Annotated in this window: 31 protein-coding genes and 2 pseudogenes; 15 read left to right on the top strand and 18 right to left on the bottom strand. The window is 67.6% G+C overall.

The window, feature by feature from the left end; translation table 11 throughout:
- Positions 1–25: 25 nt before the first annotated feature.
- From ACOZ32_RS10215 to surE, 4 genes are all read left to right on the top strand, one after another.
- The gene (locus ACOZ32_RS10215) at positions 26–508 is read left to right on the top strand and encodes an Lrp/AsnC family transcriptional regulator (protein WP_010902895.1); all 483 of its coding nucleotides are present in this window, start codon (positions 26–28) and stop codon (positions 506–508) included.
- A gap of 107 nt (positions 509–615) precedes the next feature.
- The gene (locus tag ACOZ32_RS10220) at positions 616–1080 is read left to right on the top strand and encodes an NAD-binding protein (protein WP_081422751.1); all 465 of its coding nucleotides are present in this window, start codon (positions 616–618) and stop codon (positions 1078–1080) included.
- Positions 1067–3253 carry an amino acid permease gene (locus ACOZ32_RS10225; protein WP_136361445.1) on the top strand — a complete coding sequence of 729 codons (2187 nt, stop codon included), beginning with the start codon at positions 1067–1069 and terminating at the stop codon, positions 3251–3253. The genes ACOZ32_RS10220 and ACOZ32_RS10225 overlap by 14 nt, the downstream gene beginning before the upstream one ends.
- Before the next feature lie 75 nt (positions 3254–3328).
- Positions 3329–4105, top strand: a complete 777-nt coding sequence (gene surE / locus ACOZ32_RS10230) for a 5'/3'-nucleotidase SurE (protein WP_424335198.1) — start codon at positions 3329–3331, stop codon at positions 4103–4105.
- A gap of 6 nt (positions 4106–4111) precedes the next feature.
- Here the strand turns inward: surE and ACOZ32_RS10235 are convergent, their stop codons facing one another.
- Genes ACOZ32_RS10235 through ACOZ32_RS10245 form a run of 3 tightly spaced genes read right to left on the bottom strand, consistent with a single transcriptional unit; the run spans position 4112 to position 5465 of the window.
- Positions 4112–4312: a hypothetical protein gene (locus tag ACOZ32_RS10235; RefSeq protein WP_235169081.1), complete on the bottom strand. Its 201-nt coding sequence runs from the start codon at positions 4310–4312 to the stop codon at positions 4112–4114.
- Between the two features lie 35 nt (positions 4313–4347).
- Positions 4348–4677: a chorismate mutase gene (locus tag ACOZ32_RS10240; RefSeq protein WP_012289297.1), complete on the bottom strand. Its 330-nt coding sequence runs from the start codon at positions 4675–4677 to the stop codon at positions 4348–4350.
- Positions 4611–5465 carry a shikimate kinase gene (locus ACOZ32_RS10245; protein ID WP_424335199.1) on the bottom strand — a complete coding sequence of 285 codons (855 nt, stop codon included), beginning with the start codon at positions 5463–5465 and terminating at the stop codon, positions 4611–4613. Before ACOZ32_RS10245 ends, ACOZ32_RS10240 begins: the two co-directional genes overlap by 67 nt.
- An 87-nt stretch (positions 5466–5552) precedes the next feature.
- Here ACOZ32_RS10245 and ACOZ32_RS10250 point away from each other — a divergent pair, with 87 nt between their 5' ends.
- Positions 5553–5981 carry a DUF5796 family protein gene (locus tag ACOZ32_RS10250; RefSeq protein WP_010902902.1) on the top strand — a complete coding sequence of 143 codons (429 nt, stop codon included), beginning with the start codon at positions 5553–5555 and terminating at the stop codon, positions 5979–5981.
- Here ACOZ32_RS10250 and ACOZ32_RS10255 read toward each other — a convergent pair whose 3' ends face one another.
- From ACOZ32_RS10255 to ACOZ32_RS10290, 8 genes are all read right to left on the bottom strand, one after another.
- Positions 5982–6116 carry a DUF7128 family protein gene (locus ACOZ32_RS10255; protein WP_012289298.1) on the bottom strand — a complete coding sequence of 45 codons (135 nt, stop codon included), beginning with the start codon at positions 6114–6116 and terminating at the stop codon, positions 5982–5984.
- 22 nt (positions 6117–6138) lie between these two features.
- A complete protein-coding gene (locus ACOZ32_RS10260; protein WP_424335200.1) occupies positions 6139–6798 on the bottom strand; it encodes an ATP-binding cassette domain-containing protein in 660 nt (219 codons plus the stop codon).
- 2 nt (positions 6799–6800) lie between these two features.
- Complete coding sequence (locus ACOZ32_RS10265; RefSeq protein WP_235157797.1) at positions 6801–7871, bottom strand: ABC transporter permease; 1071 nt, start codon at positions 7869–7871, stop codon at positions 6801–6803.
- Positions 7872–8963 (bottom strand): hypothetical protein, encoded by a 1092-nt coding sequence (locus ACOZ32_RS10270; RefSeq protein WP_010902905.1) that lies wholly within the window; start codon positions 8961–8963, stop codon positions 7872–7874.
- An 83-nt stretch (positions 8964–9046) separates the two neighbouring features.
- On the bottom strand, positions 9047–11887 hold the full coding sequence (locus ACOZ32_RS10275; protein WP_424335201.1) for a DEAD/DEAH box helicase: 2841 nt from the start codon (positions 11885–11887) through the stop codon (positions 9047–9049).
- 60 nt (positions 11888–11947) lie between these two features.
- Entirely contained in the window at positions 11948–12691 is a 744-nt protein-coding gene (locus ACOZ32_RS10280) for a metallophosphoesterase (protein WP_424335202.1), read from the bottom strand.
- Complete coding sequence (locus tag ACOZ32_RS10285) at positions 12691–14088, bottom strand: hypothetical protein (protein ID WP_424335203.1); 1398 nt, start codon at positions 14086–14088, stop codon at positions 12691–12693. Before ACOZ32_RS10285 ends, ACOZ32_RS10280 begins: the two co-directional genes overlap by 1 nt.
- Positions 14085–15356, bottom strand: coding sequence for a Single-stranded DNA binding protein (locus ACOZ32_RS10290; RefSeq protein ID WP_235157791.1), 1272 nt, complete (start codon positions 15354–15356; stop codon positions 14085–14087). Before ACOZ32_RS10290 ends, ACOZ32_RS10285 begins: the two co-directional genes overlap by 4 nt.
- 105 nt (positions 15357–15461) lie before the next feature.
- Here ACOZ32_RS10290 and ACOZ32_RS10295 point away from each other — a divergent pair, with 105 nt between their 5' ends.
- Positions 15462–16124 (top strand): 2,5-diamino-6-(ribosylamino)-4(3H)-pyrimidinone 5'-phosphate reductase, encoded by a 663-nt coding sequence (locus tag ACOZ32_RS10295; RefSeq protein WP_136361455.1) that lies wholly within the window; start codon positions 15462–15464, stop codon positions 16122–16124.
- 7 nt (positions 16125–16131) lie between these two features.
- Here ACOZ32_RS10295 and ACOZ32_RS10300 read toward each other — a convergent pair whose 3' ends face one another.
- Entirely contained in the window at positions 16132–16416 is a 285-nt protein-coding gene (locus ACOZ32_RS10300; protein ID WP_010902911.1) for a DUF7545 family protein, read from the bottom strand.
- A gap of 48 nt (positions 16417–16464) precedes the next feature.
- A complete protein-coding gene (locus ACOZ32_RS10305; RefSeq protein ID WP_205252721.1) occupies positions 16465–17553 on the bottom strand; it encodes an NAD(P)/FAD-dependent oxidoreductase in 1089 nt (362 codons plus the stop codon).
- A gap of 113 nt (positions 17554–17666) precedes the next feature.
- Here ACOZ32_RS10305 and ACOZ32_RS10310 point away from each other — a divergent pair, with 113 nt between their 5' ends.
- Together ACOZ32_RS10310 and ACOZ32_RS10315 are read left to right on the top strand one after the other, a co-directional pair.
- Positions 17667–17951, top strand: a complete 285-nt coding sequence (locus ACOZ32_RS10310; protein ID WP_010902913.1) for a DUF357 domain-containing protein — start codon at positions 17667–17669, stop codon at positions 17949–17951.
- Positions 17952–18095: 144 nt separating this feature from the next.
- Positions 18096–18278, top strand: a complete 183-nt coding sequence (locus ACOZ32_RS10315; RefSeq protein WP_010902914.1) for a hypothetical protein — start codon at positions 18096–18098, stop codon at positions 18276–18278.
- A 4-nt stretch (positions 18279–18282) separates the two neighbouring features.
- Here ACOZ32_RS10315 and ACOZ32_RS10320 read toward each other — a convergent pair whose 3' ends face one another.
- Positions 18283–18681: a translation initiation factor IF-2 subunit beta gene (locus tag ACOZ32_RS10320; RefSeq protein WP_010902915.1), complete on the bottom strand. Its 399-nt coding sequence runs from the start codon at positions 18679–18681 to the stop codon at positions 18283–18285.
- A gap of 141 nt (positions 18682–18822) precedes the next feature.
- Here ACOZ32_RS10320 and ACOZ32_RS10325 point away from each other — a divergent pair, with 141 nt between their 5' ends.
- Positions 18823–19065 carry a UPF0058 family protein gene (locus ACOZ32_RS10325; protein WP_010902916.1) on the top strand — a complete coding sequence of 81 codons (243 nt, stop codon included), beginning with the start codon at positions 18823–18825 and terminating at the stop codon, positions 19063–19065.
- A 75-nt stretch (positions 19066–19140) separates the two neighbouring features.
- On the opposite strand, the gene ACOZ32_RS10330 is transcribed toward ACOZ32_RS10325, so the two are convergent.
- Complete coding sequence (locus ACOZ32_RS10330; RefSeq protein WP_010902917.1) at positions 19141–19524, bottom strand: DUF555 domain-containing protein; 384 nt, start codon at positions 19522–19524, stop codon at positions 19141–19143.
- Between the two features lie 84 nt (positions 19525–19608).
- Between ACOZ32_RS10330 and ACOZ32_RS10335 the strand changes: the two genes are divergently transcribed.
- Complete coding sequence (locus tag ACOZ32_RS10335) at positions 19609–20514, top strand: DNA-3-methyladenine glycosylase family protein (protein ID WP_010902918.1); 906 nt, start codon at positions 19609–19611, stop codon at positions 20512–20514.
- 64 nt (positions 20515–20578) lie between these two features.
- Positions 20579–21472, top strand: a complete 894-nt coding sequence (locus ACOZ32_RS10340; RefSeq protein WP_010902919.1) for a hypothetical protein — start codon at positions 20579–20581, stop codon at positions 21470–21472.
- A gap of 36 nt (positions 21473–21508) precedes the next feature.
- Here the strand turns inward: ACOZ32_RS10340 and ACOZ32_RS10345 are convergent.
- Positions 21509–21696 (bottom strand): annotated as a pseudogene (locus ACOZ32_RS10345) (IS6 family transposase); the annotation flags it as partial.
- Between the two features lie 23 nt (positions 21697–21719).
- Positions 21720–22520, bottom strand: a complete 801-nt coding sequence (locus ACOZ32_RS10350; protein WP_235157790.1) for a hypothetical protein — start codon at positions 22518–22520, stop codon at positions 21720–21722.
- Positions 22521–22681: 161 nt separating this feature from the next.
- On the opposite strand from ACOZ32_RS10350, the pseudogene ACOZ32_RS10355 reads away from it, so the two are divergent.
- The 4 genes and pseudogenes from ACOZ32_RS10355 to moaC all read left to right on the top strand — a co-directional run.
- Positions 22682–22888, top strand: a pseudogene (locus ACOZ32_RS10355) (IS66 family transposase); the annotation flags it as partial.
- 71 nt (positions 22889–22959) lie between these two features.
- The gene (locus ACOZ32_RS10360; RefSeq protein WP_424335204.1) at positions 22960–23460 is read left to right on the top strand and encodes a hypothetical protein; all 501 of its coding nucleotides are present in this window, start codon (positions 22960–22962) and stop codon (positions 23458–23460) included.
- Positions 23461–23650: 190 nt separating this feature from the next.
- Entirely contained in the window at positions 23651–25087 is a 1437-nt protein-coding gene (locus tag ACOZ32_RS10365) for an NAD(P)H-hydrate dehydratase (protein WP_235157788.1), read from the top strand.
- Positions 25080–25571: a cyclic pyranopterin monophosphate synthase MoaC gene (gene moaC, locus ACOZ32_RS10370; protein WP_010902923.1), complete on the top strand. Its 492-nt coding sequence runs from the start codon at positions 25080–25082 to the stop codon at positions 25569–25571. Before ACOZ32_RS10365 ends, moaC begins: the two co-directional genes overlap by 8 nt.
- Positions 25572–25580: 9 nt before the next feature.
- Here the strand turns inward: moaC and hflX are convergent, their stop codons facing one another.
- Complete coding sequence (gene hflX, locus ACOZ32_RS10375) at positions 25581–26888, bottom strand: GTPase HflX (RefSeq protein WP_010902924.1); 1308 nt, start codon at positions 26886–26888, stop codon at positions 25581–25583.
- Positions 26889–26894 lie beyond the last annotated feature (6 nt).

The raw sequence follows: 26894 nt of genomic DNA on the forward strand, positions 1-26894 counted from the left end.
TTACGGGCCGTCGGGATTACCAGTCATGACACTCGACGGGCTCGACGACCTCGACCGAACGATCCTACACGCACTCCAGCGGGACGCCAGAAGCACGTCCTCCCAGGACATCGCCGACGAAGCCGACGTATCGGCGAGCACCGTCCGCAACCGCATCGGACGCCTCGAAGAACGCGGGATTCTGACCGGCTACCACGCCGACGTGGACTACGAACAGGCGGGCTATCAGTTGTACACGCTCATCGTGTGTACGGCACCGGTGCCACAGCGTGAGGAGCTGGCGGCGGCGGCCGTCGACGTGCCCGGCGTGGTGCGCGTCGAAGAGGTGATGACCGGGACGGAGAACATCCACGTGTTCGCCGTCGGGGCCGACAGTGACGACCTCAGCCGGATCGGCCGCGATCTCGACGAGTTGGGCCTGGAGGTCGCCGATGAGGACCTCATCCGGAGCGTACACGCGGGACCGTTCGATGGGTTCTCGACACCGTCTGCAAACGATACTGAATAATATACCTCCTCTTTGGGACGGAATAGCAGATAATGCGGTTATTTTATATAGTTTTGTCCCCACCGATGGGATAGGCGGCGAACCCGGACCGACGCCGCACACCACCCATGCCCGACACCACAACCACGGCCGACACGCCGACACACGCACCGACGGCCGTCATCGGTGGCGGCCACACCGGCCACGAGGTCGCCACACGACTGCTCGCGTACGACTCCCCCGTCACACACATCACGACCAGCCCACCACCGGCCGACACACCGGACTCACTCACCGTCCACGTCGTTCCCGCCCTGGACGGCACCGCCCTCCGCGCCGTTCCTGGTGACCGGCCACACACGGTCGTCGTCATGTGCGTTGACGACGCCAACTCCCTGCTGGTCGCGCAACTCGCCCGCAGCCGGCTCGATCCCACCCACCTCATCGTCCACATCACCACGCCGTCACGAGCCCCCGCGTTCGAACGTCTCGACGCCGACATCATCACCACCCCGCACGCGCTCGCGGCCGCCACCGTCGACTCACACCCGGCCCCGCGAGCCAGCACCCACCACAGCAATGAAAACGCTTGAGCGAGACCTCGGCCTCGGCGCGGTGTTCGCGATCAGCGTCGGCGCAATGATCGGCAGCGGCATCTTCATCCTGCCGGCGCTCGCGCTCAAAATGGCCGGCCCGGCGGTCATCGTAGCGTACCTGCTGGCCGGCCTGCTCGTCGTTCCGGCCGCCCTCTCGAAATCCGAGATGGCGACCGCGATGCCGGAAGCCGGCGGCACCTACATCTACATCGAGCGCGGCATGGGGCCGCTTTTGGGCACCGTCGCCGGCGTCGGCACGTGGTTCTCGCTGTCGTTCAAAAGCGCGCTCGCGCTCGTCGGCGGCGTCCCCTACCTCGTGTTGCTGTTCGACCTCCCCGTCCAACCCGTGGCGCTCGGGCTCGCGGCCCTCCTCATCGTCGTGAACCTGCTCGGCGCGAAACAGACCGGTCGGCTCCAAACCGTCATCGTCTCGCTCATGCTCGCCGCGCTGGGGTGGTTCGTCGCCGGCAGCGCCGGCCAGGTCCAGCAGGCGAACTTCCAGGGCTTTTTGACCGGCGGCTGGGAGGGGCTGCTGGCCGCCACCGGACTCGTGTTCGTCTCCTACGCGGGCGTCACGAAGGTCGCCAGCGTCGCCGAGGAAGTCGAAAACCCCGACCGGAACCTCCCGCTCGGCATCCTCGGCTCGCTTGCGTTCACCACGCTGCTGTACGTCGGCATCGTCGCCGTGATGGTCGGCGTCACGGACTCCGGTGCCGTCGCCGGCTCGGCCACCCCGGTCGCCGTGGCCGCCGACGCCACCCTCGGCACCGCCGGCGTCTACGCCGTCATCGCCGCCGCGGTGCTCGCGCTCGTCTCCACCGCCAACGCCGGCATCCTCTCCTCGTCGCGGTACCCGTTCGCGATGAGCCGCGACCAGCTCGCGCCACCGACGTTCGCCGAGATCCACGACCGCTTTGGCACACCGACGACGGCCATCACGCTCACCGGCGCGGTCGTCCTCGCGCTCATCGCGTTCGTCCCCATCCTCGACATCGCGAAGCTCGCCAGCGCCTTCCAGATCCTCGTGTTCGTGCTCGTGAACCTCGCGCTGGTCGCGTTCCGCACCGGCACCACCGACTACGACCCCGACTTCGAGTCGCCGCTGTACCCCTGGATGCAGGGCTTCGGCGTACTCAGTGGGCTGGCGTTGCTCACGCAGATGGGGTGGGTCCCGATCGCCGGCGCGGCCGTCATCACGCTCGGCAGCGTCGTCTGGTACCGCGTCTACGCCCGGCCCCGCGTCCGCCGCGAGGGCGCTGCGACGGACGTGGTGCGACGGCGGCTGGGCCGCGATGTGCTGACCGAGACCGAAGCCCTCGTCGACGCCACCGGGGCCGAGGCGGGTGGCCCAGAGGTACTGGTCGCGCTCACCCGTGAGGCCAGCGCCGACCGCGAGCGCGCGCTGCTCTCGCTGGCTGCTGACCGCGCCCGAAACGAGGACGGGCAGGTCGTCGTCGTCCGGTTCGACGAGGTGCCCGATCAAGCACCCCTCGACCACGCCGCCGACGTGCAGTCGCCGGCCGACGTGCGCTTCGAGGAGCGCACCGAAGGGCTCTCCACGGAGTTCGACGTCGACATCACGTACGGCGAAGTCGTCAGCCACGACACCAAACGCGCCATCCTGAACGTCGCCGAGCAGCGCAGCGTCGACACGGTTGTCGCCGAGCACGAGCGACTGCGGCTGCGCTCGCGGCTGCTCGGCGACCCCATCGACTGGGTGGTGCGACACGCCCCCTGTGACGTGTTGCTCGTCGAGAACCGGGGCTACGACGCCCCACAGAACGTCGTGCTTGAGGGCGACGGCGGCCCCTACGATCCCGCGACCGTCGCCGTCGCCGACGCAGTCGCCGGCGCAGCCGGCGGCACCGTGACCCTCCAGTTCCCGCTGTCCGCGGACCACCCGGACAAACGCCAGGAGACCGTCCACGCCTACCAGGACGAGCTCGCCGGCCTGCTGTCGGCACCGGTCAGAACCGCCGACCTCCGGGCTGACGGCGGCGACCAGACCGCCCCCGACCTGGTCGTCCGGACGGGCGCTCACCGCCGCGTCCGAGGCGGCCGCGGCAGCCACACCCAGACCGCCGCCGACTGCACCGAACTCACGGTCTACCCCCACGAGTCCCGCCAGCCAGGTCTGCTGCGGCGGCTCGCCGAACGACTCGTGTTCTGACCCACCGGGCTGCCCCGCAGCCACTGCCCGCCGCTTCCCGAAACGCTCTTTCGCCGTCGCGCCGACGGCTACACGATGGACGCCGACGAGCCCGAGATTCTCGTGACGAACGACGATGGTATCGACGCACCGGGCATCCGCGCCCTCGCCGACGGCCTCGACGCGGTTGGCAACGTCACCGTCGTCGCGCCCGCGGACAACCAGAGCGCGACGGGGCGCGCGATGTCCCAGGAGGTCGCCGTCCACGACCACGACCTCGGATACGCCATCGAGGGGACGCCCGCGGACTGCGTGGTCGCCGGGCTGGAGGCGCTCGGCCCGTACCCCGACCTCGTGGTGTCGGGCGTGAACGAGGGGGGAAACCTCGGGATGTACGTCCTCGGGCGCTCGGGCACCGTCAGTGCGGCCGTCGAAGCGGCGTTCTTCGGCGTGCCCGCGATCGCAGTCTCGATGTACATGCGCGAGGAGCAGTTCGGCGAGCCGACCGCAGTCGCCGACTACGAGCACGCCGTCGACGCCACCACACACCTCGCACACGACGCCGTCACCGACGGCATCTTCGACACCGCTGACTACCTGAACGTCAACGCCCCCCACCCGGACGCCGACGCCACCGGCGAGATGGTGGTCACCCGTCCCTCCCACGCCTACGACATGACCGCCGCCCAGACCGGCGACACGGTCACGCTGTACGACCGCCTCTGGGAGGCGATGGCCGCCGGCGACATCCACGACCCCGAGGGAACCGACCGCCGCGCCGTCCTCGACGGCCACGTCTCCGTCTCGCCGCTGACCGCCCCGTACTCGACGGAACACCACGACGCACTCGACGGGATCGCCACGGAGTTCTGAGGCGCGTCAGTCGATCCGGCAGTCCCGCAGCATCGCCGCCGCGTCGACGCGGTCGGCGGTGTTCGTGGGTGCCCCGTCGAACCAGCCGGCCCGCTGGATTTCGCCGCTGTGCGCTCCGAGGTCGTCGCCGAACTCGGTCGCGGAGCGCGGCGACAGCGTTGTCCATGGCTGGCGTACGACTGGTTGGTGGCAAAAACCTGCCGCCACCGTCGGGCCAGCGCACCCCCAGCGGGGTGGTCGGGCTACCGCGTCTCCCGCTGCTCGATTTTGTTCAACTCGATGAGCAGCCGGAACACCGCCTTCACGAGGTTGTCGTCGACGCCGAACGCCGCGGCGTTCTCGCCGGCGCGCTCCATCACTGCGTCCTCCTGGGACTCGTCGGTCGTCGACAGCCCCTGCTCGGCTTTCACGTCGGCGATGGTCTCGGCGACGTACGTGCGTCGCGCGATCAGATCCACGATCTCGCGGTCGATGCTCTCGATCTCCGCGCGGAGTTCGTCCAATGTCATGTCGTCCGGGCCCCGGCCAGTTGCGTCGTCGTCTCCCTGACCGTCCCGGGGTTCTCGTGCCATCGTGTGCTCACCTCCTCGATGCCGTCCTCGTCGCCGACCGCGACGTAGCTGGGGCCGGTGCCGGACAGCGACACACCGGCGGCGTGTGGGAGCGCCGTGACCGCGGGCGCGGTCGGGAAGTCGAGGGCGGCACAGAACGCCAGACCGTTGACCGTCATCGCGGTGCCGTAGTCGCCGGCCGCCGCGAGCGCCGCGACGTGCTCGGCAAGTCCCGAAACGCGCTCGCACCGCGCCACGTCGGCGTCCGCGGAGTACGCGCGCTCGGGGGGCGTCCAGACGGCGGCGTGCCACTCGACCGCGTCGCGGAACAGGAGGTCGTCCTCGCGGTTGTCGGTCATCGCCACCCCGCCGAGCATGCTTGCCGCCGCGTCGTCGAACGCGCCGGTCACCGTCACGCCCGCGTCTCGGGCGGCCTGCACGCCGATCCGCGCGGCCTCGATCCGCGGGACGCGCTCCGCAACGCCCAGCGCGTCCAGCGTCGCCAGCACGGTGGCGTTGGCCGCTGCACTGGAGCTTTTCAATCCGGCGGCCAGTGGCACCTCGCTTTCGGTGCGGACGTGGCCACCCTGCCCGTCACCGTAGCGGTCGATCACGCGCGAGACGCAGCGCTCGATGAGCGCGGTGTCGGCCTCGGGGTGGCCTGCGATCTCCCCGCTGACGCCGCTTTCCGACGGCGTCACCGAAACGGACGCTTCGGTGTCGATATCCAGCGCGAACGCCGCCCCGACGCCGGTCGCCAGGGCGTTCAGAACCGTGCCGGCCGCCGGTGCCACCGCGCGCCCGTCCATGCCCACGCCTGGGGGCCGCCGTACTTGGTGTTGGCGCTCCGCGCAAACCGCGGGCTTTTCGGTGGGTCGGCGGCTACACGAACACGAATGAGCGCCCGCAACGACATTGCGCCGAGCACGCTCGGCGTTGAACTGGCCGAAGAGGGCGTCTACGTCGAATACACTGACGGGCGGGAAGCCTTCTACAACGGCGTCCCGGAACCCATCGAGGGCACGCTGCACACCAATCCGGGGAAGGACGTCCACGTGCTGGTCACCGACCCCACCGAAACCGAGGGCGTGCTGGTGTACGTCAACGACCTGAAGACCCACGACGAGATCCTGGAGTCAACCGGCGTCGGCCGCCTGCTGCTCGACCCCGGCGAACGCGAGGAGCTGTTCCCGGGGGTCACAGTGCAGGCCGACGGCTACGCGATCGACATCGACGCCGACCCCGAGACCGCTCGGGGCCGCGTGTTCGTGTTCGCCGAGGACGAACTCTCCGAGTACGCCTACGAGATCGTCGGCCCGGCGTGACTACCGCAGGTACGGTGGGTCCTCGGCGGTGCAGTTGGCTTCGTGTTGCTGAGCGTCGGCATCGATGTCGAACACCAACCCACACTCCTCACAGCGGTACCACGTCGCCTCGTCGCGGGTTGTCTCTTCGACCATACGTCGCGTCTCGTCGCGAGCGCTAAAAACCGTTTTCCCGGTCGAGCAGCCGGTCGTAGACGCTGCCCGGGTCGTTCGGCGCGGCGGGCCGGTCCCACGAATCCAGGAGGCGGCCGTCCCGGACAACCGTCAGCGTCGCGTAGTCGTCCGCGAACGCGTCGAGGTGATGGGTGGACGCAACGACCGTGTGCTCGGCGCTGTATCGCGTGACCGTGTCCACCAGCCGCCGCCGCGTCGCCGGGTCCAGGTCGGCCAGCGGCTCGTCCAACAACAGGGCGTCGGGCCGCTTCAACAGCGCAAGCGCGAGATCCAGTTTCTTCTGGAACCCCCCGGAGAGCGCGCCCGCCGTCCGCTCGGCCACCGGATCGAGGCGCAGCTGATCGACCAGCGACGCCCGCCACTCGTCGGTCGCCCCCGCGAGCGCGCCGAACACGTCGAGGTTCTCCGCGACCGTGAGGTCCGCGTAGACGTTCGGCGTCTGGAACGCGACGCCCAGCGACTCGGGCACGGTGACGCTGCCGCTGTCGTGTCGTGTGAGCCCCGCAAGCACGCGCAGGAGGGTCGTCTTCCCCGAGCCGTTCGGGCCGGCCAAGCAGTGCAACCCCTCGTCCCAGGCGACTGAGACCGCCGCCAGTGCAGTCGTTTCGCCGTACCTCTTCGTGAGGTCCGTGGCTGTGATCACGGTCAGGCCCTCCGTTCGTACAGTTCGATTGCGCCCCCGGCCACCAACGCCGCCACGCCGACCGCGGCGACCAGGCCACCCAGCCAGTCGGCGTACGCGCTGATGGGTTGCCCGCGGAGCACGAGGCCGCGGATCGTGACCACCGCGTAATGCGTCGGCACCTGTCGAACCACCCACCGGCGGGCGGGCGAGAAGAACCCCACGGGGTACACCACCCCGGAGAACCCGAGCACGAACAGCAACACCAGCAGGTTGAGGATGCGCCCCCAAACGCCGAACCCGGCGAGCAACTGGATGGCAACCGCCACCAGTCCCAACAACAGGAACGTCACCACGACGACGGCCAGCGTCGCCACTCCCAACACGGACACCGAACCGCCGGTCACGGCGGTGACGGCGTCGAACACGACCAGGGGCACGACCAGCAGCGCCGCGAAAAACAGGAGCTTGCTCGCGACGACCGCGTACAGGCTGGTCTCCACACGCAGCCGATCCAGCACGGCCGCCTCCGCCTCGAACGTCTGTGGGAGGTAGCCCAACGCCACGATGGCGGTCAACGACACCACGAACGACGGCACGAGGTACGTCGACAACGAGTACTGGGTGCCGACGAACTCCCGGGACACGGTCACGTCGCGGGGAATTGCGGTGCCCAGTCCGGACTGCAGCAGGCGCACGATGGCCCGCGACGGCTCGTGGTACGGCACGACGCTGCCGTCGATGTAGACCGTGAACGCGGCCGCGCCGCGCGCCGAGTCGGCGAGCGCGGGCGGCACGGAGACGACGGCGTACACCTGCTCGCGGCCGAGCGCGGTCAGTGCGTCTGCCCGAGACTGGTAGATCACGGGATCACTGAACACCGTGACAGCCGCCCGCGCGACGCGCAGATCGTCCCCGGTGACGGCCGCCGTCCGTGGCGCGACTGCGATCGGCGCGTCGGTCGGTAATACGTGCTGAAAGCCCACCGTGACGTACGCGAACACCGCCGGCAGCACGACGAAAACAGCCGCGAGCGCGAGCAGCTTGTGTCGTCCCCACCGGAGTTCCTTCCCGAGCAGGGACGGGACGTCCATCTATGGGCGCGCCACTGACGCGGCGGACGAGTTGTCGAGCGTTGTCGTGTTGTCCGCCGTTTCGTTCGTCCCGAACGCCGCCTCGATCCGCGACTCGATGGTGTCCGCGGATTCGGCGTACGTGACGATGACCGTGTTTCCGTCCTGTTCGATCGAGCCCGCCTCGAACGACGGCCGCAGCTCTTCGGGGCTCACGCTGGCGTACAGCGACCGCGTCCCGTCGATGAGATCGTAGGCCCGCTCCGCGCTGCCCTCGGAGTCGGCGATGACGTGCTCCGTGGACGTGATGTCACCGTCGTCGGTGCCGAACGACACCGCGGTGTACTCGATGCCGCTCACCGCCGAGAGGTTGACCGGCGCGTTCTCGGCGACGCGCTCGTATCCAAGCAAGCTGTCGGAGCCGTTGGGTGCGGACAGCGCGTACTGTACGTAGCTGCCGCCGTTGACGCCCTCGAAGGCGCTTCTGAGGTCGCCCTCCAGGTGGTCGGCGTCGCCGCTGCGCACGTCGAGCATGCTCTCGACGCTGTCGCGGTCACCGACCACGAACTCGCCGTCACCGAGCGCGGCCAACACGTTGTCGAACCCGCCCAGCGAGTCGTCGCTGTACACCGTGACGTTCCCGTACGTTCCCTCGTTGAGCGTCGTGTCCGTCGACGACTCGATGGCGTTGACCATCCCGGATTCGTCGTACGTCGTCGACAGCACCGCCGCCCCGCTGCTGGTGCCGGGCTGCGTGGTCGCAGTCGACGCCGTGAACATCGTCATGTTCTGGATCTTTCGCGGGTTGATATCGGTGGCGTCCTCGAAGTCGTCGAGCATCGACGACACGTCACTCGGGGCACTCGGGCCGAGGTCGACCTCGGCCAGCGTCGTGTTCGTCACCGATCGGAGATCCGTGTCAGTTCGCATGCCAGCGACATCGACGTACGCGACGTACTCAGCGGACGCCGGGACGCTGTCGAGTTTCGCGTTCGTTGTGGTGGCATCGGCGCTCGATCCACCGGGCATACCGGTACACCCAGCGGCAACCAGCAGCACTGCGAGCCCGACGGCTAACAGTGCAGTTCGTGGGACGTGGAGGTCGCGTACCATAGTCGCGCGTACTCCCAGGCCACTTGAATAGTTTGTGACCTGTGTTTGGTGTGACTACCGTTCCCGCGGTGTGATGGCTCCCGCTACCAGAACGCCTTGGTGCGCGCGTACTCGCGCTCGCGCTCGAGGATGTCCCGGTAGAACTCCGCCTCCGTCTCCCGGTGGCGGTTGATGACGCGGGCGGCGTTCCGGGGGCCGACGCCGCGCGCCGACAACGCGATCACGGCCCGCTTCCCGTGGCTCTGCACGATGCTGGCGTTCCGGTACGCGCGTTGTGTCCGGTCGTCCTGCTCGTCGTCCTTGTCGTCAGCACGCACCGCCGTTATCACCTCATCCGCCCACGGCGACAGCGCCGCGATCCGCGTTGACCCACACCGGGGGCACTCCGGCTGGTCGGTGACCCGACGAACCATCGTCTCGTGGCTCCAGTCGGCGCAGTGCACGCAGAACAGCTTCACACGGTCGTCCTGGATGCGGTCTTTGATCGTCTGGACGACGCTGGCGTCGGCGTGCTCCGGCGTGAGCAACTCCGTTCCCGCCGACCGGCCGCCGGCCCCCACGGCCGTGCGCTCGCCTACGATCTCGACGCCGAGCTCGCCCGACTGCACGCGCGCGAGCACGTCACTGGCGCGCGCCACGTCCAGGGTGGTGTGGAACACCTCCCGGATCGCCTCCTCGTAGACGGGCGTATCTTCAAGCGCCCCCAGCAGCCGGGACAGCCCCACGCCGTCCCGCCCCTTCCAGCGCTTGAGCGCGCCGAACTTCGCGGCGACCTGTGCGAGCGTGAACTTCAGCGTCTCGGACTGTTTCAGGCTGAGTTCGAGCAACCCGGCCACGTGATCGGGGTCGGTGTCGCGCAACACCGCCACGACGTCCGTGGCGCTCACCCGGCTCGGGACCTCCAACTCGATGCGGTACGGGCCCGCGTCCAGCCCCACCGACGACCCCGTCTGCTGACCGAGCAGCGCCGACACCAGCCGCCCCAACGTCTCGTTGACTTCGTGCCCGAAGCACGCGTTCACCACCACCGTCGAGCCGGCCTGCTCGACGACGATCCGCTCGGCGCTCGGCACGGGCGCGTCCTGCTCGGTCACGTGGCGGGCCATCCGGTCGAGCGCGCTGCCGGCGGTCCGGTGGGTGGTCGGATACCTCGCCGCCACGTCTCTCGCCACCGCGTCTTTGGGCGTCCCGGTGCCGAGCTGCCGGCCGCCCGTCGCCCGCATCCCACCGACTGCCTGCGCGACCGCGTACGGCACCGGGATCTCTTGGCCCGTCCAGGACGGCACCTCGCCCGCTGGGTCCTCGATGGGCGAGACCTCCACCTGCTGGTCGTCCTCGTCGATGTTCGTGATGCGCCACATCTCGCCGCGCTGCACGAACGTCGCGCCCGGCTCCGCGAAGTTCACCACGAACCGCTCGTCGAGCGTGCCGACCTGCCGGCCGCCGGCCATGTCGTACACCCCGTAGGTCTCCTCGTCGGGGATCATCGAGAGGTTCGCGTAGTAGTACTGCCACGTCCCCCCGGACGTCGAGATGGTGTCGTCGTCCTCATCGACGTACACCACGCGGTTCCGGTGGAGCTCCATCGCCACCGCCCGGAACGTCTCTTCGGTGAGCTGCTTGAACGGATACGCGCGCGTGATGATGTTGTACGCGTGCCACGCCTCGGTCTCCCCGACATCCATCACGACGCCGACGATCTGGTTCGCAACAGTGTCGAGGCTGCCGTGATGAACCTGGGTGTCCTCGACGGCGCCCTCGTTGGCCCGGTCTGCGACCGCCAGCGCCTCCAGGGTGTCGTCGGTGCTGCCCGTGATGACGGTGCCCTCGCTGACCGCGTCCCGGCTGTGGCCTGCCCGCCCCACGCGTTGGAGCAGGCGCTTGACTTCTCGGGGCGAGTTGTACTGCACCACGTGGTCGATCCCGCCCACGTCGATCCCGAGCTCCATCGAGGACGTGCACAGCAGGCCGTCGAGGTCGCCGGACTTGAAGCGGTCCTCGACGTCGATGCGGGCGTCTTTCGACAGCGAGCCGTGGTGCACGCCGATGTTCGCGTCCAGCTCCTTGAACCGCGACCCCAGCGCCTCCGCGGTCTGTCGGGTGTTCACGAAGATCAACACCGAGTCGTGGCGATCGACGATCTCCCGGATCGCGCGGACGTGGCTGGCCATCGCCGGCGTGGTCAGCAGTTCGCTCGCCAACCGCTCGTCGGCGTCCGTGACTGCCGGCTCCCGCACCTCGAACGACACGTTCGACGTCACGTCGACTTCGATGATCTCACACCCCCGGCCGCCGGTGAGAAACGCCCCGATCTCGTGGGGATCCCCGACCGTCGCCGACAGCCCGATCCGCTGGACGCGCCCGGCCACCTCCACGAGGCGTTCGAGCCCGATCGCCAGCTGCGCGCCGCGCTTCGCGCCCGCCAGCTCGTGGACCTCGTCGACGACGACGTGCTCGACGTCTGCAAGTCCATCCCGGAGCGTCGACCCGGTCAGCATCGCCTGCAGGGTCTCCGGCGTGGTCACCAGCACGTCCGGCGGATCGGTGGCCTGCTGTCGGCGCTGGTAGTCCGTCGTGTCCCCGTGTCGCACGTCGACTTCCAGGCCCAGCGTCTCCCCCCACCAGTCCAGGCGCTCGCGCATGTCTCGGTTCAGCGCCCGCAGCGGCGTCACGTACAGCGCACCGAACCCGTCGGGCGGCCCGCCGTCTGAGACGAGCGCGTCGAAGACGGGCAGCATCGCCGTCTCCGTCTTCCCGGTCCCCGTCGGGGCGACGACCAACCCGTTTCGCCCGTCCGCGAGCGCGGGCACCGCGCGACGTTGGGGCTCCGTTGGCGTGGTGAACCCGCGCTCGGAGAGCGCGTTCCGGACCTCGCTGCCGAGGTGAGTGAACGCGTCCATCCGGCCACCACCGGTCTCCGACATACTGGCGTAGTCGTACGGTTGGCGCGCGAATAAGCACACTGCTCCCGGCGGTCGCGTCGGCTACACCCGGTCGAATCGTCCCAGGCGCGTGCCGTCCTGCAAGTAGAGCTCCGCGTCGGGGCACCCCGCCGGCAGGAACGGCGCGAGGAACCCCTGGCCGTCGACGTTCACCCAGGTACCGCCGGAGAGGTCGTTGAACGCCGGGAAGACGGCGAGGTCGCCGTGCGCGTCGACGGCCTCGCCGTAGTGGTCGGTGAACGGTGCTGGGTCCAGGGGGCCGCGCAGCCACGCGCGCTGGACGCGCGTCCCACCCACGTCGTCGGTCAGCCGCACCGCCGGGTGTTCGTGCCCGATGCAGACCGTCTCGGCTTCGAGAACAGCCTGACTCGGCCACGTGTGTCCGTGTGCGAACCCCACGTCACCCAGCACCGTGCCGTCGCTTGGGGTCACCGTCACGTCAGCGGGCACCACGTCCTCGATGCCGCTGTCGTGGTTGCCCACAACGACCGTCGCGGGCACGTCCACCGCGTCGAACAGCGCCGCCAACTCCTCGCGCTCGGCCCCCTCCGGCGTGCCGATCGCGTGCCCCACGTCGCCCAGAACCACCAAGCGGTCCGCGCCCTCCTCGCGTACGAGCCGCCGCAGCCGGCGCCGCCGCTGTGGGCCGCGGCCCTCCACTTCCAGCCCCTTCCGGCGCAGCGACACCTCGATGCCGGCGTGGTAATCCGCCACCACGAGCGCCCGGCCCCCGCCGGTCTCCGCGACAGCCGCGGGCTCCCCGAGCACGGGCTCGACCAGCGCCATCAGATGGCTTTCAGGCGGTCGTCGCCGGACTCGTAACACCGCCCGCTCATCAGCGCCGACGTGACCGCCGCCTCGACCTCGTCGGCGTCGGCGTCGAGGCTGTCGGCCGCGGTCGACACCACCTCACTGCGGGGCACGCCGTCGCCGTCGTCGAGATCGTCCATCAGCTCCACGACGTACTCCTCGACGTCGACATCGGCGGGCGGTGAGTCATCCCCGGTCCCGTCGGCGTCGAAGTCACCGGGATCGGCGACGGCGTCACCGCCGTCGTCCGTCGATGCGGCCGCCGCCTCGGACTCGACGCCCTCGTCGGGGCCGGGCGCGTCGATGTCGTGCTCGCCCGCCTCCGGGATCTCGTCGCCCGTCGAGAAGTCCACGCCGTACTCGTCTTTGACTGCCTCGCGCTCCTCGGCCGAGAGTTCGTACATCTCGCCGTCCTCGTCGGCGGCACCGCTCTCGCTGTCCGTGACCGGCCCCGTGCTCGGGTCCGCGTCCTCGTCCGGCGACGCCGTCTCGGATGCCGGCTCACCGTCGTCCGTGTCGACCGAGGACGCGGTGCTGTCGGGTGTCCCCGCCGGCGTGCCAGCGTCACCGGCCGACGAGTCGGGGTGTGTCTCGGCGTCCGTCTCCGACGCCCCGCCGAACGACGCATCCGCGCCGAGGTCGGCGGCGAAATCCAGTGTGGCGTCGCCCGCCTCGCTGGGAGCCACCGCAAGGCCGCCAACCGTGTCGGTGTCGCCGGCGACGACGCGGGCCGCGTCCGCTGCGAGGTCGCGGACCGCCCCGAGATACGCCGGTGTCGTCCCGTAATGGTCGAACGCCCGCGGGATGCCGGACGCGAGCCCTGGCGCGACGCCCGCCGCCGCCAGCGCCGACTCCAGGCTGTCGCCGCGCTCGACGCGGTCGTGGGCCGCCGCCGCGGTCCGCACGCGCGACAGCGTGCGCTCGGCGGTCGCGACGACCCACCGGTCGCGGGTGTCGGCGTCAACTTCGCTGACCGTCTCCGGGCGGACCGACGTGTACACCACGTCGGCGTCATCGGGCTCGAACGTCCGGGCTTTGCCCGTGACGGCGACGAACGACGGCGTTTCCGCGGCTTCGAGCGCCGCCAGCGCTTCCGGCTGGTACTGCCCGGCGTAGACGACGAACGCCCCCGTGGGGTCGACGACGCGCGCGCGCACCACGTCGTCGTTGACCGCCTCAACGGCCGTCAAGACGCCCACGACGAACAGCCGGTTGACGCGCGCACCCGTCGGCGTCACCACGTAGTTCGGCGCACGCTCCTCGTCGCTTTCGGCGTACGAGAAGTCGGCGTCGTCGAACTCCGCCGCGAACAGTCGGTAGGCGACTTCGCGCCGGTTGCGCTCGCCGTCGTCGTCGGTGTCGGCGTCGCTCATGCGTCCACCTCCGCAAGGAAGGCCGCTGCGCGCGCCGCTGGGTCGTCGTCGCGCTCCGCGAACGCGATCGTTTCGAGGTTCGCGCCGTACTCGTCAACCGAGAGGTGGCCCCGAACCCGGAACTCGCGGCCCACCACGTCCTCGGCGATGGTGTCGGCGACCACCGAGTGGTCCATGGCTTCCCGGGCCTGCTCGCGGGCGTCCGCCAGCGTACCGCCGTAGACGTCCGCGGTCAGCTCGCGGTCCAGGATCGCGGTGACGCTGTCGGTGCCGTCGTCCAGCACCGCCTTGACGCGCAGGTCGTCTTCGGCCTCGACCGCGCCGTGCTGGCGACACTGCCCCGTCTGGACCACCCGCCCACAGTCGGGACACCGCTTGATCAGCCCCGAGCCGTCCCGGATGTCGATGACGCTGCCCACGAGTTCGACGTCGTAGGCACCCCCGCGGGCGACGGCCTCCCGGATCGCCATCCGGGTCGGCCCGCCGACCTCGACCTCGTGGTCGAGGCGCTCAACCGTGGAGAACTCCGACACGTTCACCGACGGCACGCCCCGGAACTCCCGGACGTAGACGTCCTCGATGCGGACCGACGCCCCCGCTTCGATCTCGCCGTGGGGATCCCAGTCGGTGAACGGGAGGCGCGCGGTCTCGTCGCCGAGCACGCCGGAGAGGATCTCCGTCTCGCCGTCCCGCCCATCGATGGTGCGCTCCTCGACCTCCGTGACCACGGCTTCGACGTTCCGCCCGCGATCGCCCGCCGAGAGCGCCGCGAGGTCGCGGTCCCCGCCCACCTCGGCGGCCACCTCGATGTCGCCGTCGGCGCTCGTGACCGTCGCGGACTCCCCGAAGTTCAACTCGGGGCTGCCCTCCCACTCGCGGACGCTGGCGTTCCCGATAGTAACGGTGTCGCCGGGTTCCAGGCCGAACTCCTCCCACGCCGTGTACGAGATGCGCCCGGTCTCGTCGGCCAGCTCGCCCTCGCCGATGACGTGGTCGTCGCCCTGATAGCGGATCGAGCGCTTCCCCGCGGTCAGCACCGTCGCCGTGACAGTGACGTTCCCGCTGTCCGTGTCGACGTCCGCGATGTCGACGGCGGTCGGCCCCCCGGATGGCGCCCCGTCATCGTCGCCGTACTTCCGCCGGAGGCTGCGCTTGGCCTCCTCCAGCGGCACGCTGTACTCCACGAGGTTCTGCAGGTTCTCTTTGACCTCCGCTTTGTCTACACCGAGGTCGGAGGCGAGCTCCTCGGCGTGATCGTCGACGTTCATACAGCGTACTGTCGGTCGTCCTGGGGCATAAGGGTTGGCGAGCCAGCGCCGGGCGCATACCACCGAACGAAAACCGGTTTCAGGCGGCCCCGACACCGCGACTGTATGCATGTTGTCGTGAACGCCGCAATGAGCGCGGACGGCAAACTCTCGACCCGCCGCCGCGAGCAAGTCACCCTCAGCGGCGACGCGGACTTCGAACGCGTCGACGAACTGCGCGCGAGCGTCGACGCCGTCATGGTCGGCGTCGGCACTGTCCTGGCCGACGACCCGTCGCTGACGCTGGACGACAGCGACCACGTCGCCGCCCGCGAGGAGCGCGGCGAGTCCCCACACCCGGCGCGCGTCGTCGCGGACTCCCACGCCCGCACGCCGCCGGACGCACGGCTGTTGGACGGCGCTGCCGAGACGTACGTCCTCGTCGCCGAGGCGGAGCCGGTCGAACACCGGGAGAGCCTGGAGGCCGCGGGCGCGACTGTGGTCGTCGCCGGCGAGAACCGAGTCGACCTGCCGTCAGCCCTCGACGCCCTCGAATCCCGGGGCGTCGACCGCCTCATGGTGGAGGGTGGCGGCGAACTCATCTTCTCGCTGTTCGCCGAGGAGCTCGTCGACGAGCTGTCCGTGTTCGTCGCCCCCCAGCTCATCGGCGGGCGGGACGCCCCGACACTCGCCGACGGCGATGGATTCGTCGCGGAGTTCCCCACCTTCGAGTTGACCGGCGTCGACCGCCTCGACGACGGCGTGCTGCTGGCCTACGACTGCCGATAGCGCAGGCTCAGTGCTGGTGGCCGGTCGCTTCCGCGTACGTCTGCCCGAACCGCTGCTCGAACTGATCGAGGGTGGCTTCCTCGATGGCCTCCAGGTCGTCGTCGACCTGCCCCTCGCTGTGGTGGACCACGGCGTGTGCGCGCTGTGCGAACGCCATCAGCGCGATGTCGCCGACGACCTGGGCGTCCGATTCGTCCTCGGCTTCCGCGAACAGCTCCACGAGCCCCGTGGGAAGCGTGACATCGTTCGCGTTGCCGGCTGCGTCCTCGATCGTGAACGTCGTTTCGTCCATGCCCGTGCTGACGGGACGCCGCCTAAAAGCGGTGTGGGTACAGCGCCGTCAGTCGTCGGCCGGCGTGGCGTCGGCCGCCTCACCGGTGACCCCATCGGCGACGCTCTCCAAGTATTCGTCGGCGTCGATGGCGGCCTTCGACCCCATGCCGGCGGCCGTGACCGCCTGCTGGTAGTGGTAGTCCACGACGTCGCCGGCGCCGAACACGCCCGTCACGTCGGTTTTGGTCTGGCCGCCGCCGGCACCCCCGACCGTCTGCACGTAGCCCGCATCGTCACAGACGACGCCGGTGTCGGCGAGGAACGACGTGTTCGGCGTGTGGCCGATGGCGATGAAGAACGCGCCGACGTCCAGCTCCAGCTGTTCGGTTTCGTCGGCATCGAGCTTCGCCGTCGGATGCCCCTCCGGGTGGCGGACCAGCGACGCGCCCGTCACGCCCTCCTCGGGCGACCCGTGTACTTCGACGGCTTCCGTGTTCCACAGCACCTCGATGTCGCCGTCGGCGACGTGCTCGCGGATGCGGTCGGCCCAGTAGTCCTCGGCGCGCAGTTCGTCGCGGCGGTGCACGAGATAGACGGTGTCCGCGAACTTCGTGAGGAAGCTCGCTTCCTCGGCGGCGGCGTCACCGCCACCCACCACGATCATGTCCTCCCCGCGGAAGAACGCGCCGTCACACGTTGCACACGTCGAGACGCCCTGCCCCATGAGTTCGTCCTCGCCGGGGATGCCCAGCGTGCGCGCGCTCGCGCCGGAGGCGACGATCACCGCGTCGGCGGTGTAGACGTCACCGTTGGTGAGCGTGAGCCGGAACGGCCGCCCGGAGTCGTCGACGGATTCGACGATCCCGTGCTCGACCTCAGCGCCGAAGCGCGTGGCCTGGGTTTTCATCTCCTGGATGAGCTCCGCGCCCGCGATGCCCTCCGGGAACCCCGGGTAGTTCTCCACCTCGCTGGTGAGCGTGAGCTGGCCGCCGGGCTCGTCGCCCTCGAACAGCAACGGGTCGTTGTTCGACCGTGCGGCGTACGTCGCCGCGCTCAACGCCGCGATCCCCGATCCCACGATCACCAGTTGCCGGTGCTCCACGACATCACGCCCGCCATCCGTCAGTGCCGTCCTGTCGGCCGTGGCCTCAGTCATACACGTACGTCGGCGGCCGCGCTGTTTGTACGTTGTGTTGGCGTGCGCGCGTGCCGGTAGCGAAGCCGTCGCCCAGCAAAGCACTTAGTGCTGTCCGCCACGCAGACGCCAGTATGGCTGCCGATCTCGCGGAGAAAACCGACCGCTACGAGGGCCTGCTTGCGGACGCACTAGCCGCCGCTGATCCCGTTCCCCCCGCCGGGTCGCCGCTGGGTGAAGCCGCCGCCGAGTACTTCGAGATGGCCGAATCCTACCTCGAAGACGGCCGGCACTTCCGCGCGCACGACGACCCCGTGAACGCGCTGGCAGCGTTCTCCTACGGGCACGCGTGGCTCGACGCCGGCGCGCGGATCGGGCTGTTCGACGTGCCCGCTGCCGGGGAGTTGTTCACCGTGTAGCCACCGCGACGGCGGCCCCGAACACTACCCCCGCTGCGAGCGGTCGCCGGCCTGGCGTTCCCCACCGTGTCCCAACACCACGCGTGTTGTCGCGCGCCGAGAGTGGCGACAAAGCTTTTGGCGCTGTCGCGCCCACGACTACGTATGCCACACGAGGCGTTCGTGCAGCTGTCCTGTCCGGAGTGTTCGAAGAGCTGGGAGAGCACGCCGAGCGAGCTGCCCGCTCACACCGACAATTTCAGCTGTCCGGGCTGTCACGCGACGCGCCGCACGGCATTGTTCGCACGCACCGACCGCGACCTCGAAACCCTCAAAAACCTCCAGTAGCGCCCTACACTGTCGAGCGCGCGCCACAGGCCTCGCAGTGCAGTTGTATCGTGTCGCCGTCGGTCTCTAGGTTGGTGTCCGGAAGCCCACACTCGGGACACGTGACGTACGTTTCGACGTACGCGTCCAGGGTGTCCGAGACCCGCCGTTGGCCGAACTCACCGGTGAGTCGCGCGCGCCCGCTCTCGTCGATGCTGGCGCTCGTCCCGACTTCGTTCTGGAGGAACTTCAGGACGTGATCCTGTGTCCGGCTCAGCGCGTCCAGCGTCGCCTGGAAGTTCTCGTACACCGTCACGTTGCCCTCCTTTCTGACGTTCGGATCGGGGACCTCGAATCGGGTTTCACTGCCCGTGACGTCGGGCTTTTCGTCCATTGCGCGGTCGAGTTGCTCTTCGTAGTCCATACCATTCGGAAGTGGTGGCCACCACAAAAGGGTTTCAGGACGACCCAGAAACGCGCTACAACCTCACTCGCGTTCACACACGGGCGTGTGAATGCCTCTCAGGATAATACTATAACCCCGTGACCGTAAGGACGTGTTGTCATGAAGAAGCAGGAGCTCATCCACCTTCACGGCCTTCTCGCCGAGGTCAGCAACTACTACGAGGAGAACGCAGCAGAGGACGTTGACCTGACCGACTACAACGACCTCGGCGTACGGCCGACCTCGATCCACAAATCCAAGACCGACCACAAGGCCGCTGTCTTTGCGCTCGCCGGCGGTATCACATCCACGATGGCAACCGAAGACGACGAGACCGAAGCTGTTCCCGCTTCTGCGGACTGATCTCCACGCACGACGGATCCACGTCGGCGCTCTATCGACGCCAGCCGACAGCCACTGCGCCGCCGGTGGCCGGTGCTACGCCGTCTCGGTGTCCCCACCGGTCGACTCCTGGGTGTCGTCGTCCGTGACGGTGTCGACCTCAAGCACCGCCAGGGGAATGTTCGCTAGGCGTTGGCCGATCTCCTTGCGCGCGATGCGCGCGGCGTGCTCGTCGCGTTCGACGTTGAACACCGTCATCGAGAGCTCAAGCGCGACGAGGCTCTCGTCGGCAGCGACGAACGCTGGTTCCGTGTCCGTCCCGCAGTGCGGACAGGACCGCGACCCCATCTCTATCTCGACGTAGTTCAGATCCGGGTTCAGCATTTCGCCCGTCTTCGAGATGGCGATGCGTACCGCTTCGTCGGTGGACTGCACGTCGTACACTGGGACTGCAGCCTCGACGACCACCCTACAATCCATGCTCACGTGTGACGTTCGCAACCATTATAGAAGAACTTTGGCCCGGATCGATGGGGCCTTTCGTCGGGATCACCGAACACGGCCATGGAACGCGGGGCGATTCCTCTCGACGACGTGCCAGGTGCCGTCGACGTGCAAGCCACCCTCGAAAGCGGGCAAACCTACCTGTGGTGGCGTCCCGACGGCGACACCTACCGCACCGACGGCCTCTCGGGCGGCGACGCCTGGTACCGGACCGTCATCGACGACGACGTCATCGACGTCCGCCAGACCGCAACCGCAATCGAGTGGCGTGGCACGACCGACGCTGCCCCCATCGTTCGCGACGCGCTCGGCCTCCACGACGACTTAGACGCCGTTCGCGGTGCCGCTCGCAGCGACCCCCTCATCACAGCCGCGTGGGACGCCTACGACGGTCTCCGGATCGTCCGCGACCCGTTTTTCGGCTGCCTGGTTTCGTTCATCTGCTCGGCCCAGATGCGGGTCGAACGGATCTTCGAGATGCAAGAACGGCTCCGCCGGGAGTACGGCACGCCGATCACGTTCGACGGCCAGACGGTCTATAGCGTCCCCGAGCCGTCGGCACTGGCAGCCGCCACGGAGTCCGACCTCCGCGACCTCAAGCTCGGCTACCGCGCCCCCTACGTCCAGCGGACTGCTGCGATGGTGGCGTCGGGCGAACTCACGAAGCGGGATATCGATGGCCGCGCGTACGAGCTGGCGCGCGAGACAATGACCGACTTCGTGGGCGTCGGGAACAAGGTCGCTGACTGCGTGTTGTTGTTCTCGCTTGGCTATCTCGCCGCCGTGCCCCTCGACACGTGGATGCAGACCGCCATCGAGGATCACTACCCCGACTGCGAGCGCGGGCGCTACGAGGACACCTCGCGGGCGTTCCGGGAACACCTCGGACCACACGCCGGCTACACGCAGACGTATCTGTTCCATTACCTTCGCAGCGGGGGATCCGCCCCCGAACCGACCGAATGAGCGGCCCAGACAGCCCCGACGCCGAACCACAGCACGTATTTTAGTTGAAACATAAGTCAACGCAATGCCCTCCAGACGACGCCTCCTGCGGACCGTCGGCGCGCTCGCCGCTGTCCCCCTCGTCACGAGCGCGCCCGCTGCGGCAGCCCCAACTCGCGAGTTGTACGACCCACGCGCGGTCACCGACGCGCCCGTGGTTGCGGCTGGCGCCGCCGTGCCCGGCGTTCGCAGCCACGTCGCCCTCCCGCAGACGGTCACCAACAGGCTGCGCAGCATCACTCAGCGCTACGACTCGATCACAGCGAGCGACAGCACGCACGTCACGGCCGGCGTTGCGCGGTCGCCCGAACACGTTGCAGGCTGTCTGACCGTCCACGGATCGTTTGATGCCGCCGCCGTCCGGTCGGAGGCGCGTGCCGACGCCGCGCTCACCGACGTTTCAGCGCGCGACGCCGACGCCGCCAGGTTCGAGGGAACCGACACGACACACGCGGTTTCGATCAGCGACGCCGCGATCCGGGTGGGTCACGCCCCGTCGCTGACCCGGGCGCACGCACACATCGACGCGGCGCGCTCGTCGACCGGGTTCGACGGCGACGCGGACACGTTCGGCGGCCTGCGGGACGCGCTCTCCGGGGACGCCGTCGGATACGCGTCGCTGAGCGCCGACGCCCGTCCCGCGGTTCGGGCTGCGCTCCACGACATCCCCGACACACTCGACGCACTCCTGGCGCACGCCTCGGCGGTCGGTGTCTCGGTGACCACTCGTGACGACGCCGACACGCGCCTTCAGTACGGCGCGGTCTTGGACGCAGCGGACCTGTCAGTGGGCGAGACACGGCGACTGGTTGCGGCCGCCGACGCCACACTCGCCGACCCGGTCATCAGCCAGGACGGCCACACTGTGGTGCTCGAGACCACAGCCGACACCCCGCCGCTGACGACGCTGGCGGTCTGACGGGTGGTTTGGCGCAGTGTGCCAGCAAGCGAAACTCTGCACCCGATCGTGGACCGCCGTCCGGCTGCGTTGGACACCCGGATCTTCGAGCAATTCGACGGCATTCGTCAGCGACAGTCCCGTGATGTGCGATTGAATACCCTGCGCCGCTATCCACTCGGGTGTCCGTTCGCGCTCCACAAAATCCACCCTCTATGACCACTGAGGCGGGTGATTTCTGGCATGGACACCAGGAAATTCTCCCGCCTCACTTTTCACCCTCAACTAAACACGATCCTTCAGTCGGTCCTGTGAGATCTCTGAACGACGTTAAATTATCTTGGGATAGCCAGTCTGGTTTACTAGCGTTAGAAGTTCCTAGATCTGAAAATATTACTGTGTTCTCAATATATTCACCATTTGTAAGGGTGATGTTGAGTTCAATCCGACGGACTATATCCCCTTTAGCAACGTAAACTTTAAACGAAGATTGTTCAATCTCACTACTATTGTAAACTAGCTTATCTCTACTGCTATAATCGTATATCTCGATAGATCGTCCTGGATTTGGAGGCTCTGTAGCTTCGAACAGAGAGACAGAGGTCCCGCTTATGGATTCTGGACCAATATAGTCATATTGTACCTCACTAGGTAGATATGATGATATTCCTGCCGGGTTGGCAGTGACAATATCACCATCAAACATAGACACATTACGATCGGAATCGGGTCCGTTCAAATACGAATCATTCCCATCATAGTATATTTCATACCGTTTTCCAGAAGTTTGAATATTATATCGTGAGCGCGTGTCAGTTGAATTTACCTTAGCACTGACAACGTACGAGCTATTTACACTAGTTCCGTTTCCAATAATAGTTACCGTATATGTACCAAATTCAGGAATGTTTTCAGTATAATGGCCTGTCCCGCCACCGAATATCGTAGGACCTCCCTTACCAGCAGTGTCTGTGTTCAAAAAACCTATCATTCCAATCTCAATAAATATTGAAACAGCTAGGAAGAGGATAATCACTAATCCCAATTTCAATAACTTGTCTCGATTCATACTCTTCAAACTGAATGTCAGAACATATAAACGATTCGTACGTGTTCGGATCTGGCTGAGTTCGCCACTGTCTCGTAGATGGTGGCACGTGAGGTACACATAACCTGTCAGTCGGGATTGGATATGTCTTCTCAGGGATGTCTCCGAGCAGCGGAGACCATCCCGACGGACTAGTGGCAACACCTTCTGGGAAGGTGGAAGGTGTGCTCGATTACTGGCTCCCCGGCGGATGATGCCGCAGAGAATGCACGTCGTGAGCCGGTCTTGTTACGGAAATCATCGGAACACCCCAGAACGACCGGGGCATGTTCGTTTGCGGGAATGTCTTGTCTCTGACGGCGGCGTGGCGCCAGCAGGGACACAACCCATGAATTATCATACACGTAGGTGACACATATACAGCAGATCTAAATATCAAAACGACATTGTGATGACTATCATGCCATTTACACTATTTCATTTCGGCCCCGGGCTTCTATTTGGACTGCTATTGGTGAAGTATATTGATTTTCCCACGTTTGTAATAGCGAACGTGATCATTGACTGGCGAGCTGCTCTTGTTGTGTTTGGACTCTGGCCAGGTCCGAGGCACAGCTGGATGCACACATATCTCGGTGCAATACTCTTCTCTATGGTCCTAACCATAGGCATGGTACTGATCCGGCCTGAGTTAGACAAACTGATGGAGTCAATAAACCTTCACCAGCGGGTCTCAGTGACGAGAATTGCTATTGCTGCTTTTCTCGGATCGATGATCCATGTAACAATTGATGCATTTCACCACCCCTTGATGTATCCCTTCATGCCGTACGACATTAAGCCACTTTATGGCCTATTTTCAACACGCGAAATGCGATTCTTCACAGCGTTTTGTGGTTTTCTTGCTATATTGTGGTATATAGGCGATTATTTTGGCCTCATCCATATTCCGACGAAATGACGTATTAGTTGTAGGTATCCGATCAGACCGTCCGGCATATTTCACTCATAATCGGGAACACCCCCCAAGTCAAAAACAGGTCACAACGGACAGGGGGTTAGATTCTCAGGAAGCATCTGGATGTGGTTTGAATCGCCGCTCCCGTCTGACGACACCACACTCTTTTAGCGCGGCCGCCGAACAGTCGGGCGTGATCTCAAGCGACCGGATGGCAGCAGTCGACCGCAACGCCGCTGCGCTCGGCGTTCCCCGGGCGCAGCTCATGGAGTCAAGCGGACACGCCGTCGGGCGCGCGGTCAAACGCGTCGCGGACCCCGGCGCGAGCGTCGCCATCGTCGCCGGCCGCGGTAACAACGGCGGCGACGCGTTCGCGGCGGCGCGCTTCCTCGACGACTACGCGGTGTCGGTCAGCCTGCTCGGCCGCCCCGAGTCGATCAACGACCGGATCAGCCGCGCGAACTGGGACGCCCTGCAGGCCGGCGGCTACGACACCACGACAGTGCGCGACGCCCACGCCCTCGCACTCGACGACCCCGATGTCGTCGTGGACGCGCTCCTCGGAACGGGGATCTCGGGGCCGCCCCGGGAGCCCGAGGCGACGGCGATCGAACGCATCAACGCCACGGACGCCCCCACCGTCGCCGTAGACGTGCCGTCCGGGCTGGACGCCGACACGGGTGCGACGCCCGGAAGTGCCGTCGACGCTGACCGCGTGGTCACGTTCCACGACACCACACCCGGGCTGGCCGACCACGACCACGTCACCGTCGCCGACATCGGCATTCCCGAGGCGGCTGAAACCGTCGTCGGGCCGGGCGACCTGCTGGGGGTCGACCGCGACCCCCACGGACACAAAGGCGACGCCGGGTCCGTGCTCGTGATCGGCGGCGGCCCGTACACCGGCGCGCCGGCGCTCTGCGCGCAGGCCGCGCTCCGCGCCGGCGCTGACCTCGTGCGGCTTGCCGTCCCGGACGCCGTTGCGGCCGAAGTCCAGGGGTTCGACGAGACGTTCATCGTCGACAGCGTGGTCGGGACGCGACTCGTCGAGGAACACGTGCCCGACCTGCTGGCGCGCGCCGAAGACGCTGACGCCGTCGTGATCGGGCCCGGGCTCGGCGACGCCGACACCACGCAGGCCGCCGTCGCGGCGTTCCTCGCGGCCTTCGAGGGGCGCGCGGTCGTCGACGCTGACGCCCTCACGGCTGTTCCCGACGTGGAGACCGACGCCACCCTCGTGTGCACGCCCCACCGGGGAGAGCTGCGGGCGATGGGCGGCCCGACTGTTGACGGCTCGCAGCCGTCCCGGGACGCCGTCGAAGGGTTCGCCGCCGAACTGGGGCAGACGCTGCTGGTGACCGGCGCGCGAGACGTGCTCTCCGACGGTGACACGACGCGCGTCAACAGATCCGGGACGCCCGGGATGACCGTCGGCGGCACGGGCGACGTGTTGGCGGGCACGGCCGCCGCGATGCTCGCGACACAACCCCCCATCCAGGCTGCAAGCGCTGCCGCGTACGCCACTGGTGGGGCCGGTGAGCGCGCCGCTGAGGCCCGCGGGCACGGGCTGCTCGCGACCGACATCTGTGACGCACTGCCCGCCGCCATTTGGGGTGGCCAGGATGCCTGACGGCGACGACGACGCCCTCACGCATACGACCGCCGACGGCGACGCGCAGATGGTGGACGTGGGCTCGAAGCCGGACACGGCGCGGCGCGCGGTCGCCAGCGGCGACCTCCACCTCGCGGAGTCGACCATCGACGCCGTCCGTGACGACGGCATCGGGAAAGGGAACGTGCTCGCGACGGCCCGGGTGGGTGCGATCCAGGCGGTCAAACACACCTGGGAGACGATCCCGATGTGCCACCAGATTCCCATCACGAACGTCGACACGACCTTCGACGTGCGAGACGACCGCGTCGTACTGGAGGTCGCCGTCGAGACCACTGGCAAGACCGGCTGCGAGATGGAGGCGTTGGAGGGCGTCACGACCGGACTCAACGTCGTCTGGGACATGGTGAAAGCCGCCGAGAAGGACGCCGACGGCCAGTACCCTGGCACGGCCATCGAGAACGTCGGCGTCGACACGAAGGAGAAACACCACCCGGAGTGATCGCGGCGGCTACGCTTCGGCCACCAGGTCGCTGGCCTTCGCGTGCGAGCGCTCCACGATCGTCGGGCGCGCCTCGAAGTCGATCACGACCTCCTGGTCGCCGTAATCGACCGTCCGCACGTGGGCGTGGTCGTGCACCCAGGAAACCACGCTCATCGTGTCCTCGGTCATCGGGAGCACGAGGCGTTCGCGCTCGCGCGCCGGGAGCGCCGCGTCGATGCGCTCGCGCAGCTCCTCGAGGTTGCTGGCGTCTCGGGCGCTGACCGCGACCGGGGCCGGCGCGAGCGCCGCCAGCGCCTCCATCTTCTCGGCGAGCGCCGCGTCTTCAACCCGGTCGGTCTTGTTGAACACCGTGACGATCGGGGCTTCGTTGCGCTCGTACAGCGTGTCGTGGCTGGTCGCGAGCTTCTCCTGGATGTCCGCCAGGGGTTCGCTGGCGTCCACCACGAGCAACACGAGGTCCGCCTGGTAGACCGATTCCAGCGTGGATTTGAACGACTCCACGAGCCAGTGTGGCAGGTCGCTGATGAACCCGACCGTGTCCGTCAACAGGACGTCCCGCCGCGCCAGCTCCATCCGGCGCGTCGTCGTCCCCAGCGTGGTGAACAGGTCGTCCTGGGACTCCGCGGTGGTGTCCAGATCCGGATGCCGGTCGTCGTTCTCGTCGACCGCGACGTCGGCGGCCAGCCGGCGCAACAGCGTGGATTTGCCGGCGTTCGTGTACCCAGCCAGCGCCACCAGGTCGAACCCGGACTCCCGGCGGGTTTCGCGGCGCTGCTGCTCGGTTTTCTCGATGTTCGACAGCTCGTCGCGGATCCGCGAAATGCGGGCTTTGATGTCCTGCTCGCGGCTCTCGTCGTACTCGCCGAGCCCCATGAACCCCGGCCGCTCGTTGCGCTTGGCGAGGCTGGTTTTGGCCTCCGCGCGGGGCAGCTCGTAGCGCAACTCCGCGAGCTCCACCTGTAGCTGTGCCTTTCGGGTGTTGGCGCGCTGCCCGAAGATGTCCAGGATCAGCCGGAACCGATCGACGACCTCGGTGCCGTCGGGCAGCTCCTGGCCGAGGTTGAACGTCTGATAGGGACCCAGCCGGTTGTCGAAGACCACGCGGTCGGCGTCGGTGCGCGCAACGCGCTCGGCGAGCTCCGTCACCTTCCCCGCGCCCAACTGCAACGCCGGGTCCGCGGTCCGCGACTGGGTGACTTCGCCGACCAACTCGTAGCCCGCAGCCTGGACGAGATCCCTGATCTCGGCTGTCTCGGGTGTGCCATCGTCGACGCGCTTCGCGACGACGGCCGTCGCCGTGGTGTCTCCGGTCACTCTCTG

Origin of the sequence: Halobacterium sp. MBLA0001 (genome assembly GCF_049705385.1) — an archaeon.
GTDB classification, from domain to species: Archaea; Halobacteriota; Halobacteria; order Halobacteriales; family Halobacteriaceae; genus Halobacterium; species Halobacterium salinarum.

Bases quoted from the DNA above. Each gene is read 5' to 3' on its own strand.
- ACOZ32_RS10215 (WP_010902895.1), top strand. From the start codon at position 26: ATGACACTCGACGGGCTCGACGACCTCGACCGAACGATCCTACACGCA.
- ACOZ32_RS10220 (WP_081422751.1), top strand. From the start codon at position 616: ATGCCCGACACCACAACCACGGCCGACACGCCGACACACGCACCGACG.
- ACOZ32_RS10225 (WP_136361445.1), top strand. From the start codon at position 1,067: ATGAAAACGCTTGAGCGAGACCTCGGCCTCGGCGCGGTGTTCGCGATC.
- surE (WP_424335198.1), top strand. From the start codon at position 3,329: ATGGACGCCGACGAGCCCGAGATTCTCGTGACGAACGACGATGGTATC.
- ACOZ32_RS10240 (WP_012289297.1), bottom strand. From the start codon at position 4,677: ATGGCACGAGAACCCCGGGACGGTCAGGGAGACGACGACGCAACTGGC.
- ACOZ32_RS10245 (WP_424335199.1), bottom strand. From the start codon at position 5,465: ATGGACGGGCGCGCGGTGGCACCGGCGGCCGGCACGGTTCTGAACGCC.
- ACOZ32_RS10250 (WP_010902902.1), top strand. From the start codon at position 5,553: ATGAGCGCCCGCAACGACATTGCGCCGAGCACGCTCGGCGTTGAACTG.
- ACOZ32_RS10255 (WP_012289298.1), bottom strand. From the start codon at position 6,116: ATGGTCGAAGAGACAACCCGCGACGAGGCGACGTGGTACCGCTGTGAG.
- ACOZ32_RS10265 (WP_235157797.1), bottom strand. From the start codon at position 7,871: ATGGACGTCCCGTCCCTGCTCGGGAAGGAACTCCGGTGGGGACGACAC.
- ACOZ32_RS10270 (WP_010902905.1), bottom strand. From the start codon at position 8,963: ATGGTACGCGACCTCCACGTCCCACGAACTGCACTGTTAGCCGTCGGG.
- ACOZ32_RS10275 (WP_424335201.1), bottom strand. From the start codon at position 11,887: ATGTCGGAGACCGGTGGTGGCCGGATGGACGCGTTCACTCACCTCGGC.
- ACOZ32_RS10280 (WP_424335202.1), bottom strand. From the start codon at position 12,691: ATGGCGCTGGTCGAGCCCGTGCTCGGGGAGCCCGCGGCTGTCGCGGAG.
- ACOZ32_RS10285 (WP_424335203.1), bottom strand. From the start codon at position 14,088: ATGAGCGACGCCGACACCGACGACGACGGCGAGCGCAACCGGCGCGAA.
- ACOZ32_RS10290 (WP_235157791.1), bottom strand. From the start codon at position 15,356: ATGAACGTCGACGATCACGCCGAGGAGCTCGCCTCCGACCTCGGTGTA.
- ACOZ32_RS10295 (WP_136361455.1), top strand. From the start codon at position 15,462: ATGCATGTTGTCGTGAACGCCGCAATGAGCGCGGACGGCAAACTCTCG.
- ACOZ32_RS10300 (WP_010902911.1), bottom strand. From the start codon at position 16,416: ATGGACGAAACGACGTTCACGATCGAGGACGCAGCCGGCAACGCGAAC.
- ACOZ32_RS10305 (WP_205252721.1), bottom strand. From the start codon at position 17,553: ATGACTGAGGCCACGGCCGACAGGACGGCACTGACGGATGGCGGGCGT.
- ACOZ32_RS10310 (WP_010902913.1), top strand. From the start codon at position 17,667: ATGGCTGCCGATCTCGCGGAGAAAACCGACCGCTACGAGGGCCTGCTT.
- ACOZ32_RS10315 (WP_010902914.1), top strand. From the start codon at position 18,096: ATGCCACACGAGGCGTTCGTGCAGCTGTCCTGTCCGGAGTGTTCGAAG.
- ACOZ32_RS10320 (WP_010902915.1), bottom strand. From the start codon at position 18,681: ATGGACTACGAAGAGCAACTCGACCGCGCAATGGACGAAAAGCCCGAC.
- ACOZ32_RS10325 (WP_010902916.1), top strand. From the start codon at position 18,823: ATGAAGAAGCAGGAGCTCATCCACCTTCACGGCCTTCTCGCCGAGGTC.
- ACOZ32_RS10330 (WP_010902917.1), bottom strand. From the start codon at position 19,524: ATGGATTGTAGGGTGGTCGTCGAGGCTGCAGTCCCAGTGTACGACGTG.
- ACOZ32_RS10335 (WP_010902918.1), top strand. From the start codon at position 19,609: ATGGAACGCGGGGCGATTCCTCTCGACGACGTGCCAGGTGCCGTCGAC.
- ACOZ32_RS10340 (WP_010902919.1), top strand. From the start codon at position 20,579: ATGCCCTCCAGACGACGCCTCCTGCGGACCGTCGGCGCGCTCGCCGCT.
- ACOZ32_RS10350 (WP_235157790.1), bottom strand. From the start codon at position 22,520: ATGAATCGAGACAAGTTATTGAAATTGGGATTAGTGATTATCCTCTTC.
- ACOZ32_RS10360 (WP_424335204.1), top strand. From the start codon at position 22,960: ATGCCATTTACACTATTTCATTTCGGCCCCGGGCTTCTATTTGGACTG.
- moaC (WP_010902923.1), top strand. From the start codon at position 25,080: ATGCCTGACGGCGACGACGACGCCCTCACGCATACGACCGCCGACGGC.